The 12,852-nt window shown below is 57.3% G+C and carries 10 protein-coding genes and 1 pseudogene; 7 read left to right on the top strand and 4 right to left on the bottom strand.

All coding sequences use genetic code 11. The features are described from left to right. Nucleotides 1-81: 81 nt before the first annotated feature. Nucleotides 82-600: a DUF4142 domain-containing protein gene (locus AC54XV_RS26945; protein WP_010428410.1), complete on the top strand. Its 519-nt coding sequence runs from the start codon at nt 82-84 to the stop codon at nt 598-600. Between the two features lie 68 nt (nt 601-668). Here the strand turns inward: AC54XV_RS26945 and AC54XV_RS26940 are convergent, their stop codons facing one another. The 3 genes from AC54XV_RS26940 to AC54XV_RS26930 all read right to left on the bottom strand — a co-directional run bounded on the left by AC54XV_RS26940 (nt 669) and on the right by AC54XV_RS26930 (nt 2,374). Then, nucleotides 669-1,166 carry a YciE/YciF ferroxidase family protein gene (locus tag AC54XV_RS26940; protein WP_032654854.1) on the bottom strand — a complete coding sequence of 166 codons (498 nt, stop codon included), beginning with the start codon at nt 1,164-1,166 and terminating at the stop codon, nt 669-671. Between the two features lie 92 nt (nt 1,167-1,258). Then, nucleotides 1,259-1,456 (bottom strand): hypothetical protein, encoded by a 198-nt coding sequence (locus tag AC54XV_RS26935; protein ID WP_003401374.1) that lies wholly within the window; start codon nt 1,454-1,456, stop codon nt 1,259-1,261. A 36-nt stretch (nt 1,457-1,492) separates the two neighbouring features. Beyond that, nucleotides 1,493-2,374: a manganese catalase family protein gene (locus tag AC54XV_RS26930; protein ID WP_011269424.1), complete on the bottom strand. Its 882-nt coding sequence runs from the start codon at nt 2,372-2,374 to the stop codon at nt 1,493-1,495. A 427-nt stretch (nt 2,375-2,801) separates the two neighbouring features. Here AC54XV_RS26930 and AC54XV_RS26925 point away from each other — a divergent pair, with 427 nt between their 5' ends. The 4 genes and pseudogenes from AC54XV_RS26925 (at nt 2,802) to AC54XV_RS26910 (ending at nt 7,587) form a co-directional block, all read left to right on the top strand. Continuing rightward, a complete protein-coding gene (locus AC54XV_RS26925) occupies nt 2,802-3,026 on the top strand; it encodes a DUF6555 family protein (RefSeq protein ID WP_003316018.1) in 225 nt (74 codons plus the stop codon). Nucleotides 3,027-3,452: 426 nt separating this feature from the next. Beyond that, nucleotides 3,453-5,483, top strand: a complete 2,031-nt coding sequence (locus tag AC54XV_RS26920) for a methyl-accepting chemotaxis protein (RefSeq protein WP_060406249.1) — start codon at nt 3,453-3,455, stop codon at nt 5,481-5,483. Nucleotides 5,484-5,664: 181 nt separating this feature from the next. Then, a pseudogene (locus AC54XV_RS26915) lies at nt 5,665-6,684 on the top strand (methyl-accepting chemotaxis protein); the annotation flags it as partial. A 39-nt stretch (nt 6,685-6,723) separates the two neighbouring features. Further along, the gene (locus AC54XV_RS26910; protein WP_371136417.1) at nt 6,724-7,587 is read left to right on the top strand and encodes a methyl-accepting chemotaxis protein; all 864 of its coding nucleotides are present in this window, start codon (nt 6,724-6,726) and stop codon (nt 7,585-7,587) included. 91 nt (nt 7,588-7,678) lie between these two features. Here the strand turns inward: AC54XV_RS26910 and AC54XV_RS26905 are convergent. After that, nucleotides 7,679-9,054, bottom strand: a protein-coding gene (locus AC54XV_RS26905; RefSeq protein WP_104722995.1) for an IS3-like element ISPsy9 family transposase whose coding sequence is annotated in 2 segments (ribosomal slippage) — nt 7,679-8,583 and nt 8,583-9,054 — 1,377 coding nt in all. Because the reading frame shifts where the segments join, the coding sequence is not laid out codon by codon here. 709 nt (nt 9,055-9,763) lie between these two features. Here AC54XV_RS26905 and AC54XV_RS26900 point away from each other — a divergent pair. Both AC54XV_RS26900 and AC54XV_RS26895 read left to right on the top strand, forming a co-directional pair. Further along, nucleotides 9,764-11,518: an ABC transporter permease gene (locus AC54XV_RS26900; RefSeq protein WP_003401364.1), complete on the top strand. Its 1,755-nt coding sequence runs from the start codon at nt 9,764-9,766 to the stop codon at nt 11,516-11,518. A gap of 22 nt (nt 11,519-11,540) precedes the next feature. Then, nucleotides 11,541-12,845: an ABC transporter ATP-binding protein gene (locus AC54XV_RS26895; protein WP_024640682.1), complete on the top strand. Its 1,305-nt coding sequence runs from the start codon at nt 11,541-11,543 to the stop codon at nt 12,843-12,845. Nucleotides 12,846-12,852 lie beyond the last annotated feature (7 nt).

Raw genomic sequence — 12,852 nt, 5'->3', positions numbered from 1 at the left:
AACGCAGGTATTTGAAGCAGGTCGTAACGTTCATGTCGTCGATAACGATGACGTATTCAGCCCATAAAAGGATGACCGAAAATGACCAATTATTTTCGCATGAGCGCCATTGCCGTTGTACTTTCGCTAGGTTCGCAAATGGCTGTTGCTGCTCAGGACGCTGATGATTTCGTAGAAGACGCTTCTGCTAAAGGCATCGCCGAAGTTCAGGTTGGCAAGCTCGCACAGGATGAGAAAGGTGTCTCTGCAGATGTGAAGGAATTTGCAAAGCAGATGGTCACGGATCACACCGCTGCCAATGAGAAGCTGGCTGCAATCGCAAAAAGCAAGAACCTTGAAGTGTCCGAAGACCCTATGCTGATGGACAAAGCCAAGGCAATGATTCTGGAGATGCGCGAGAAGTCGTTCGACCAGGCTTATGCCAACAATCAGGTCTCCGCGCATGAGCAGGCGATCAAGCTGTACAAGGAAGAGGCCGAGAATGGCAAGGATCCAGAGCTGAAGGCGTTTGCAAAGGCAACGCTGCCTACGCTGGAGAAGCATCTGGAGCATGCGAAAAAACTCGCTGCTGCGCATGGCGGTGATGCTGCCAAGAAGTAATTCCACTAGCCCGCATGACGGGATCTACACCCTGTAGACCGTCATGCGGCTGACGCTGTGAACCATGATTACTTTTTCGAAGTGGCCGCCTGGGTTCCGCCCTGTTCGGCGATCTCCGTGAGCTTTTCGTCTGCGCCTTTTTCTTCCGCCAACGTTGCACTCAACAAAGCGGCTGCCTCTTTCATATTTAAATGTCTGGCCATTGCGATGAGTGTGCCGTAACTGGCGATCTCGTAATGTTCGACCTTCTGGCATGCCCCGATCAACGCGGCATCGAGCACTGCACCTTTTTCGATCTCTTCCAGCAATTCCTTGCTTTCTTCGATCAGACCTTCCATGGCCGCGCACTTCATGCGTTTCAGCTTCAGACCAGCGCCTTCCACCAATTCATCGATACGATCGATCTGAGCCTGAGTTTCTTCAAGATGAGCCTTGAAGGCTTCTGCCAGCAGTGGATTGGTCGAAGCGCGTGCCAGACGCGGGAGTGCTTTGGTAATTTGCTTTTCAGCGCTGTAAACGTCTGAAAGTTCGTGAATGAACAAATCTTCTATCGTCGTGCGAGTCATGTTCTTGCCCTTTTCAGCGAAGAGAGACTTGTCCACAGGCGAGCGGATTGCCTGCTGGCCTGTGGACAAGTCGGGTTTGATGCGCTGTGAGATCAGCGCCGTGGCAGGTTGTTTTCAAGCAGGGTTCCAACGCCGAAACCCTTGATCGCCATCACCACCTGGAAGCCTCGGCGTGCACGCAGCGCCTGGGCTTCGAAGGCACGAAGCCCTTTTACAAATACCGCGTCGCTCAAGGCGGTATCGAACTCGCCCTGCGGCGAAGGGGATGTGCTGGAGCGAAGTTTCTTCATGATTCCATTCTCCTGAACATAACAAGGGTTGCCGTTTCAGGCATCTTTGCCCTGGACCAGACCAGAACCCAGGTCCGCCCCGGTGATCGGGTTGGCGGCCGGGTCGGACTGGGTCCGTTCCTTCATCATTTCCAGCGCCTCGGTGTCCTTTTCATTGAGCGTGACCGAGGCCGTACCATCGCCGCCATCGACAGCCGCTTGTGGCGATTCCACATACTCCCAGTCGCCGCCTTGATTCCAGGCGCCGCGTACATTGGATTCGCCGGACATGTTGAAGTACTTGTTGGTGAATTCCGGCATGCCCGGCAGCTTGCCCTGCGGGAAGTTGGGCTGGATGGCGTGCAGGGCTTTTTCAAACGACAACTGGTGTGCGATTTCCCGAGTCATGAGAAAGCCCAGCGCTTCTTTAACGCCAGGGTCATCGGTCACGTTCATCAATCGCTCGTAAACAATCTTGGCTCTTGATTCTGCGGCGATGTTGGAACGGAAGTCCGCTGTTGGTTCGCCGATGGTATCGATATAAGCCGCTGTAAAAGGCACACCGGCAGAATTGGTCAGCGGCGCACCGGAGCCGTATAGCAGGCTGGTGATATGTGAGTCATTGCCATTACCGTTGATAGCGCGATACAACTCGCCTTCTTCTTCGATGCCTTCAGCCAATTGACCTTTGGCGCCCTTATTGAGCATGACAATAATGGAACCGACGATTTCAAGGTGGCTCAGTTCTTCGGTGGCGATATCCATCAGCAGGTCCTTACGGCCTGGATCTTCTTCACTCAACCCTTGAGTGAAGTAGCGGCCGGCGGCGGCCAGTTCACCCTGAGCCCCACCGAACTGCTCAAGCAGAAGGTTGGCCAGTCCAGGATTGGGTCTTGCTACGCGTACGGTATATTGAAGTCGCTTGTTATACATGAACATGTCGTATCCTCAGGCTTTGATCTCTCGGGAAGCGTCAACCCATGTGCATGGGCTCGATTCAACGCAGTCACAGGTTATGAGAGACTGAGGAGCACGATCGTTACTGCTAACTTTTTTAAAGAGGACCGACGGTGTTTAAACTGCCGTTCAATAGAATTTTATTATTCCCTATGCTGCGCTGAATGTCCGTTCATCGTGGCGGAGAAGCCTATTTTAACCGGCTCGGCGGCCGTCACTGTTTCCCGCTGAAAACAGCGTAAAAGTGCAGTTATAAACAAACTCTATCGCCAACTAAACCCTAGGGTTCAGTTATAAAGATACATCAGGTTATGGCTAAATGATATCATTTAAATGATGGCATTAATATTTTGAATTTTTTGAAACTGCTGTGATCTGTTTTGCGAGTCGACAAAGCAGGAGCACCACAATGGCTGATGAAAAACACTACCGTATCGATTACCTGCTGCATGGCAGTTACAAGACGTTCTACATAAGAGCAGGCGCCATGGACAATAAAGAGGCCTGGCACTGGGCTTCAGTGGATGCCGGGTTCGGTGCGATCCCCAAGTACCGTTCCGACCCGGTGCCGAAGCTGAGCAAGCCTCAGGCGGAAAAGCTCGGTTTGTCGAACGTGGAGTGGGCGAGGGCTTGAAGAGCCCTCGATCACCTCGATACGACACCTACCGTCGTGCGTCACGATGTCGCACGACGGTATTTCTCTTTTGCAAAGTCTACGGTCGCCAGACTGTCAGATGAACAGTTGTTTCCCGCCTGATTGACCTGAATACCCTCATTCGAATCATGCCTGCCGCAAGCGTATTAGCGGTAAAGCGCTCTCGCCCGCCATTCGCCCCATGATCCTGACCTCACGTTAACCGTGGCTTGGTCGATAGCCCGGGTATCAGGCTATAGCACCCATTGAACTTCCTGACAGGCCACTGCTCTCAAGTGATGTCAATGTGCCTCTATCTGAATGGATGACCTCGTTCAGCACGGCATAGCTGCCCTGTACTACCCGTGATGCAAAGAAAGGAGCTTTTCCGCCCGGATCGGACACCCTAATTAAAAAGAGAACACTATGAACATCCTTTCGCCTGGTATCTACCTGACCAATCGCCTGCGTTTCCCTGCCAAGTTTGCCGTTTTAGCCATCATTATCGTTATCCCGCTGATCGTTCTCGGTCTTCGGGTTTTCAACAGCCTGAATGCAAGCATCGACACGGTCGCGCAAGAGCGCGTCGGCCGTGAATACCTGCAATTGACCACCCCCGTGCTGCGAACTTCCATGCTCCAGCGCGCGGCCAGTAACCGTCTGCTCGCCGGCGATGCCTCTGCCGCTCAGGATGTGATCAGCAATCGCGCTCAGCTCGAAACCGCTCTTGCCAATCTTGCCGACATGGACGCACGCCAAGGGCAGCAGCTGGAAACCGAGAACCGCGTACAGCGCCTGCGTGAAAGCACCCGCTCCCTGATGGACAGTATCAAGCCAGGCCTGTCGCAGGATGAAGTATTCGCCCAGTGGAACGAGCAACTGGCCCAGACTCTCAACTTTATCTACTACGTCTCGGCGACCTCAGGCATGGTGCTGGACGAAGATTACGCCTCGCTGTTTCTGATCGACCTGAGCACCATCCGTATGCCTCGGGAAATCAACGTCGCCGGTCAGATCCGCGGCATCACGGCAGGTTTGGTAACCGGTCAGGGGCTGAGTGTATCGATGCGCGGCTCGCTGGAAAGCCTGCTGAAGATCGAACTGCAATTTCGGGCGGAGCTGGAGCAAAGCATTCGACTGCTCAAGCGCCGTTCGCCAGAGCTGGCCGCGCGCATCAGTGACCCGATCACTGCCGCTACTGCAGCGATGGACAGCTTTCGCGGCGACCTGCACGCGTACGTAAAAGGCACAGAGTTTTCGGTGCAGCAGGGTCAGGCGCTGAGTGCGCGCGGCAACGTGGTTGTCTCGGGCCTCTACAAGGCTCAGGACGAAATTCAGACCGCGCTTCAGGATGAGTTGAATTCTCGCTACGACGCCCTGGTGCTGCAACGCGAAGTCGTGATTGCCATGTGCGTGATCATGGGTTTGTTGCTGCTCTACGCGTTCTGCAGCATCTACCGCGCCTTGCGCCTGACCATCGACAGCCTGCTGGGCGTTACCCGACGTCTGGGCGAGGGCGATCTGAGTGCACGCGTAGCGGTCGTCAGCAAGGACGAAGTGGCGGATATCGCCAACGGCCTGAACCTGATGGCCGACGCCTTCGCCAGCTCCATCTCGCACATGGACCGCACCTCTTACGAACTGACGGATGTAGCGTCCCGGCTGGGCGCATCCATCGGCCTGGCCAAGCAGTCGATGAACGCGCAGCAGGCTGAAACGGAGCAAGTGGCGACCGCGATCAACGAGATGACCGCGAGCGTCGCCGATGTGGCGCAGAACACCGAAGGTGCTGCGCTGGCCGCCGATGAAGCGAATACTGCATCGCGTAACGGCCTGCGCATCATGCACCAGGCACACTCGACCATTCAGGCGCTGGCCGAAGAAGTGGAACTCAGTGCCCAGAAGGTCCAGGCGCTGGCCCTGCACAGTCAGTCGATTGGTGGTGTTATCCAGGTCATCAGCACCATTGCCGATCAGACCAACCTGTTGGCCCTCAATGCCGCCATCGAAGCTGCACGGGCAGGTGAGCAGGGTCGCGGATTTGCCGTGGTGGCTGATGAAGTCCGCACGCTGGCTTCGCGCACTCAGGCGTCGACCGAAGAAATTCGCGGCATCATTCAGCAACTGCAAGGTGCGACCGACGCTGCCGTGCAGCAGATGCAGGCCGGGCAGCAGAAGGCTCATGCGTGCATCAGTGCCGCCAGCGATGCCTCGGGCAGCCTGTCGAGCATCAGTCAGGGCGTGGAGCGTATCGTCGAGATGAACACGCAGATCGCCAGTGCCGCCGTGCAGCAGCATGCGGTCTCCGAAGACATCAACCGCAATGTCATGGAGATTCGTAACAGCTCCGGTACGTTGATGCTGGGTATCGACAACAACGCGGTTACCGCCGATGAACTGGCGCGGGTCGCCAGCGACATGCGCAATGTCGTGGCGCGTTTCAAACTGATTGCCTGATTGAATCGGGGGCTGTTCAGCCCCCGATTTCCCTCCCGAATCGGCGCGCTCGCGCGGATTGCCTTTTTCCGATCAAGTTTTGCTCTTCTGCGGCCGATAGCTCTGGCGCGCGGGTTTGCTGTCCATAAAAACAAATCTCAGCTCTTTCGTTGCGCACAAAAAAGCATCTTCAGGAGATTTTATGAACAGCAGATTTGCGAATATCAGCGTCAACATGAAGTTGGCATTGGGCTTTGGGACCGTTCTTTTCTTCACGGCTGTCCTCGCCCTTGTTGGCTGGATCAGCCTCGACAAGCTCATCTATCGCACCGACCGCATCGGCGATATCACCAGGCTGAGTGACAACCTGACCAATCTGCGAGTCGCGCGTTTGCAATACATGCTGACTGACGGCGATGAAACCGCAGCACAGAATATGCAAAGCAAGCTGGATGTGTTCAAGGCGCAGCAGCAATCACTGCTCGTCAGCTTCAACAATCCGGTCAACCTCAAGCCGCTGCGCGAGCTGGCCGATGTCACCCGCGACTATGAGGCATCCCTGAACAGCATGCGCGCCGCGTACCAGACCGGGGCCAAGGTGCGCAACGAGATGACTGCCAATGGCACAGCAGCGATGCAGGCCGTAGAGTCGTTGAACAATGCGGTCCTGCAGATAGATCCTGCTGACCCGGCACGCTTCGATCTGGCCCAGTTGGCAAACAGCGCTCGGCAAGACCTGCTTCTGGTGCGTTATGAAGTGCGTGGCTATACCGGCAATCCGAATGACAAGACCGAGACAGCAGCCTTCCAGCAACTGGATAGCGCGATCAGTCATCTGGACAGGTTCAAGGCCGCTTTTGGTCCTGCCAACCGCGAACAGATCGCACAGTTTGAAAGCGCTTTACGCAATTACCGCAGCTCGGTCGATGCCTTCAAGGCAACCACTCAGACAGCAGCGAGCGTGCGCAAGGATCTGACCACCCAGGGTGCGACCATCGTCAAGCTGGGCGAAGAGTTGTACGGCCTGCAGATGCAGATGGGCAAGGAAGACACCGCTCACGCGCGCAGCCTGCAGATAGGTTGTGTGGTGTTGGTCATGCTTCTGGGCATACTTGCCGCGGTGATCATCACGCGTCAGATCACCCGGCCATTGCGCGATACGCTGGCCATCGTCGAGCGTATTGCGTCCGGCGACCTGACCCATACCGAAGCGGTCACCCGACGCGATGAACTGGGCGTCTTGCAGCAAGGCATCCAGCGCATGGGTACGACGCTGCGTGAACTGATCTCTGGTATTCGCGATGGCGTCACGCAGATTGCCAGCGCGGCCGAAGAACTGTCGGCGGTCACCGAGCAGACCAGTGCAGGGGTCAACAGCCAGAAGGTCGAGACCGACCAGGTGGCCACCGCCATGCATGAAATGTCGGCGACGGTGCACGAAGTGGCGCGCAATGCCGAGCAGGCTTCCGTGGCGGCTTCCGATGCCGACCAGCAGGCGCGCGACGGCGATAAGGTCGTCGGCGAAGCCATCCAGCAGATCGAGCGACTGGCCGCCGAAGTGGTTCGCTCATCCGACGCAATGAACGTGCTGGAGCAGGACAGTGACAAGATCGGCAAGGTCATGGATGTGATCAAGGCGGTCGCCGAGCAGACCAACCTGCTGGCCCTCAATGCTGCTATCGAAGCAGCACGTGCCGGGGAAGCCGGCCGGGGTTTTGCCGTGGTCGCCGACGAAGTTCGCGGCCTGGCGCAGCGTACCCAGCAGTCCACCGAAGAAATCGAAGGGCTGGTGGCTGCATTGCAGAACGGCACGCGTCAGGTGTCGGGCATCATGCTTGGCAGCCGCACCCTGACAGACAGCAGTGTCGAACTGACGCGCAGGGCCGGTACGTCGCTGGAAAGCATCACCCGGACCGTCTCGAGCATTCAGGCGATGAACCAGCAGATCGCTGCCGCTGCCGAACAGCAAAGCTCGGTGGCCGACGAAATCAGCCGCAGCATCGTCAACGTTCGCGATGTATCCGAACAGACCGCCGAAGCCAGCGAAGAAACCGCAGCCTCCAGCGTCGAGCTGGCACGCCTCGGTGGCCAGCTGCAGATGATGGTCAGCCACTTCCGGGTGTGATCCACCTGACGGTCGTGCCCACGCGGAGCAGCCGGACATCTGTCGTGCCGCACGCTCTGGTGTGACCCCCGAAGGTTGGACAATTATCCACCTACGCTGCCTTGGCGGCCTGCATTCTGTATTCCACAGGACTCAGGCCGTTAAGCTTCAGTTTTATGCGTGAGTGATTGTAATACTCAATGTACTCTTCGATACCCGCTTGAAGCTCATCCAGATCGTTAAATTTGTTCAGGTAGAAAAATTCGGATTTCAGCGTGCTAAAAAAGCTCTCAATAGCCGCGTTGTCGTAGCAGTTACCCTTGCGCGACATGCTGGCTGCGATCGAATTCTCATTGAGCAGTCGCTGGTAAATAGGCATCCGATATTGCCAGCCCTGGTCGGAATGCAAAATCGGCTTTTCATGCGGTCCAAGCCGCTTAAATGCTCCTTCAAGCATTTCGTCGACCATGGAGTACAGCGGGCGCCTGGCAATCGCATAGGAAATGATTTCGCCGCTGTACAGATCCATGATCGGCGACAGATAAAGTTTCTGGCCTCCTACTTTGAATTCGGTCACGTCGGTGGCCCATTTCTGGTTAAGGTATTGCGCTTTGAAATCACGCTTTAGCAGGTTAGGCGCGGCCTTGCCTGTTTCGCCTTTGTAGGAACGGTATTTCTTCACGCGTATCAGGCTCTTCAGGCCTAGCTGCCCCATTAGTTTCTGCACCGTCTTGTGGTTCACAAGATGGCCCGCCCTGCGCAAAGCTGCCGTGATGCGACGATAGCCATACCGGCCCTTGTGCTCGTAGAAAGTTGCCTGAATCAGGTCTTTCAGCCCGGCGTATTTGTCATCTACCAGCAGTACCTTTTGTTGATAGTAAAAAGTGCTGCGTGCCAGACCGGCAAACTTCAGCAGGCCGTCCAGAGAATGTAAAGGCCTCAGTTCCATCACGATTTGCGCTTTTTCTGCTGCGCTATTCGTTGCTTCTTCTGAACCAAGGCATCGAGCTTTTTTAGATAATCGACCTCCATCCGCAGTTGCTTCACCTCGGCAAGCAACTCGTCACGCGAGCGCGATTCATCGTTGATCGGAGCGGAGTTCACAGGGGGAAGGGGCGTCGTCATCTTTCTTGGGCGTCCAACTTTCTTAGGGGGCTTTGAGGATGCGTTAAGAGCACCTTCGTCAAAAAGGCGCTGCCATAGATTGATGATGCCGAACTGACGGATATCGAACAAGGCCGCTGTCTGGCGCAGTGATAATCGCTCATCATGCATGCGCTTCAAAACAGCTAGCTTGAATTCGTCACTGTAACGCTGCCGCCTTTTCTCTTTAAGAGCGGCTGGGCCGTGGATCTGATAAGCCGCGACCCACTGACGAAGGCAGGAAAAGTCCACATCGTGGCGACGCGCAACATCCCTCAAACCTGCCTTGCCGGCACAATACTCTTTCACGGCTGCGAGTTTTGCCTGCTCTGTATATTTACCCATGACGCCTCCAAAGGTTGCATCCAACCTTCGGGGGTCACACCACTCCCGCGTGGGAACGCAGTTCGTGACGCTCCGCGTCACAGCTCCAGGCCGCACCGCTTTCTCAGGTGAGGACGCAGAGCGTCCGGAACGGCATGCGACGCGGAGCGTCGCACGATAGTCGAGATTATCGTTCCGCACGCTCCAGCGTGGGAATGCAGTTCGTGACGCTCTGCGTCACAGCTCTGGGTCGTACCGCATTCTCAAGTGACGACGCGGAGCGTCGCACGATAGTCGAGATTATCGTTCCTCACGCTCCAGCGTGGGAATGCCGTTCGTGACGCTCCGCGTCACATCCCCGGTCGTACCGCCTGCTCAAGTGAGGACGCAGAGCGTCCGGAACGGCATACGACGCGGAGCGTCGCACGATAGTCGCGTCCGGAACGGCATGCCCGGAGGAGCATGGGCACGATAATGTTCCTCTGAATAACGCTTAACTGGCCTGAACAACAGAGCCACAGTTATATAACTATACGTTGGTATATATCACTGATACTGACAGATAAACATGAGCTACTTATGCAGGTTTCTACTGTTGATCGAAACGCTATAAGCTTTACCTCACTGTACGGCAACTATTAACTCACGGCCTTTATCTGTTATCGCTGACTGCCTGTTTGCTTATTAAAGCGGGTGGGTCTGCGCCTGCGCGGCCGGCTCGAGGTGAGCAATGCATTCGATATTTGAATTCGGTAAAAGCCTGCGGACGCCCCGTTTCGTCAAACCCGGTGCACGCACGCCTTATTGGGCCGATGGTATTTGCCTGGCCATCCTGACTCTGTTCATTGGCCTGTTCATCTATGGCCTTGGCCAGATGATGCAGCCGTTGGCGGTGCTTAATTCAAGCCCCATGAGCCTCGATCCGGCGCGCCTGCCCGAATATGCATTGCGCACTACAATGCGTATGTTCATCGCGCTGGCCGCTTCGTTGATCTTTACCTTTGTCGTCGCCACGCTGGCAGCCAAAAGTCGCAAGGCCGAGCAGGTGATCATCCCGGCGCTGGATATTCTTCAGTCGGTACCGGTGCTGGGTTTTCTGACGTTCACCGTGACCTTCTTCATGGGCCTGTTTCCCGGTCGGCAGATGGGCGTTGAATGCGCAGCGATCTTTGCCATCTTCACCAGCCAGGCCTGGAATCTCGCGTTCAGTTTCTATCAGTCACTGCGTACTGTGCCCAGTGACCTGAATGAAGTCAGCCGTCAGTTCGGGTTATCTGCAGTACTGCGCTTTACACGCCTGGAACTGCCGTTCGCCATACCGGGGCTGGTGTGGAACATGATGATGTCGATGTCCGGCGGCTGGTTTTTCGTGGTCGCCTGCGAGGCCATTTCGGTCGGCGATACCACGGTCAATCTGCCGGGCATCGGTTCCTGGCTGGCGCTGGCCATCGAGCAGAAAAACCTGGCTGCGATTGCCTGGGCAGTGGGCGCAATGGCGCTGGTGATTCTGGCCTATGACCAATTGCTGTTCAGGCCGATCGTCGCCTGGGCGGACAAATTCCGCTTCGAGCAAACCGCATCGTCGAAGCGTCCGCGCTCGTGGATGTACAGCGTGCTTGGCCGCTCCCGTGTCGCACCGATGCTGGGCTCGGTCCTGGCTGCACCGTGGAAATGCCTGATGCTGATCGACGGGCGCGTGATCTCCCGGCTGTGGAAAGTGAAGCTCACCCCAGGCGTCGCCCGCGTGCTCGACTACGCGTGGCTGGGTCTGGTCATGGCCGCCTGCCTGGCCGGCAGCGTGTACCTGTTCAGGTTCATCGAGGCGTCACTGGGCGCCAGCGATATGGTTACTGCCTTTGGTCTGGGCCTGGCGACGATGGTGCGCGTGATCGTATTGATCGTCGTCGCCAGCCTGATCTGGGTGCCTGTCGGTATCTGGATCGGCCTGCGTCCGGTCTGGGCTGAACGCTTGCAGCCAATCGCGCAGTTCATGGCGGCGTTCCCGGCCAACGTTCTGTTCCCTTTTGCGGTGATCGCGATTGTCGGCCTGCACCTGAACCCGGACATCTGGCTGTCGCCGCTGATGGTGCTCGGCACCCAGTGGTACATCCTGTTCAACGTGATCGCCGGGGCCAGTGCCTTGCCGACTGACCTGCGCGAAGCGGCGACCATGTTCAACATGCGTGGCTGGCAGTGGTGGCGCCGTGTCGCGCTGCCCGGCGTGTTTCCCTACTACATCACCGGGGCGCTGACCGCGTCGGGTGGTTCGTGGAACGCCAGTATCGTCGCCGAAGCGGTTTCCTGGGGCGATCAGCATCTGGAAGCGGCAGGCCTGGGGTCGTACATCGCCAATGCGACCCAGGCGGGCGACTTTCCACGCGTCGCGCTGGGCATCGTGGTCATGTCGGTGTTCGTGATTGCGTTCAACCGGTTGCTGTGGCGCCCGCTGTACGGGTTTGCCGAGCGACGTCTGAGTCTTGTCTGATCTTGTGTAAGGGGAGGGCGCCATCATGATGGCTGTCGAAACGCGTTGCCTGGTAGATGTTCAAAAGGTCCGACATGTGTACGGCAAAGGCAGCAAAGAGCGCCTGGTGCTGGATGACGTGACCCTGACGCTCAACGAGAACGAAATAGTGGGCCTGCTGGGCCGGTCCGGTTCGGGCAAGTCGACCCTGTTGCGCTCCATCGCCGGGCTGGTGGTGCCCACCGAAGGTGAGGTGAATTTCCCGCGTCGTGCGCAAGGGCGGGCGATGTCGGTGGGCATGGTGTTCCAGAGCTTTGCGCTGTTTCCCTGGCTGACCGTGCTGGAAAACGTCGAAGTCGGCCTCGAAGCGCAACGTGTGCCCGCCGCGGTCCGCCGCAAGCGCGCACTGGCTGCCATCGATCTGATCGGCCTGGACGGTTTCGAGAGCGCCTACCCCAAGGAGCTTTCCGGGGGGATGCGCCAGCGGGTGGGCATGGCGCGTGCACTGGTCATCGATCCTGACGTGCTGTTGATGGACGAACCGTTTTCCGCGCTCGACGTGCTCACCGCCGAAACCCTGCGCACTGACTTGCTGGACATGTGGAGCGAAGGGCGCATGCCCATCAAGTCGATCCTGATGGTGACGCACAACATCGCCGAAGCCGTGCTGATGTGCGACCGCATCCTGCTGTTCTCCTCCAATCCTGGGCGGGTGATCAGCGAGATCAAGGTCGATCTGCCCCAGCCACGTAACCGCCAGGACCCGATCTTTCGGGCGCTGGTGGAAGAAATCTACGTGCTGATGACCCAGGACAACGACGCCGGCGAAATCCGTCAGGGCGTGTTTCCGGGCACCGGGCTGGGGATGGTGTTGCCACAGGTTTCCACCAACGCACTGGCCGGGCTGATCGAGGCGATTCACGCGCCGCCCTATAGCCTGAAAGCCGACCTGCCGGAGCTGGCCGCGGCGCTGCACTACAACGCCGACGAGCTGTTCCCGATTGCCGAGGTGCTGCAACTATTGCGCTTCGCTGAACTGAAGGGCGGCGACATTCGCCTGCTGCCTGCCGCCAATCGCTATGCGCTGGCGGATGTCGACGAGCGCAAACAGTTGTTTGCCCAGCATTTGCTGAGCTTCGTGCCGCTGGTGGCGCATATCCGTCGAGTGCTGGATGATCGTCCCACGCACACGGCACCGGCACGGCGCTTTCGTGATCAACTCGAAGACTTCATGTCCGAAAGCGACGCCATGCAGACCCTCAATGCAGTGATTCAATGGGGGCGCTACGCGGAGTTGTTCGCCTATGACGAACTGGCCGATCAGTTCAGCCTGGACAACCCGTCCTGAGGTTTGT

The organism is Pseudomonas fragariae (ex Marin et al. 2024), assembly GCF_059621105.1.
Note: the sequence above shows the minus strand (reverse complement) of the source record. Positions and strands in the feature narration are given on the sequence as shown.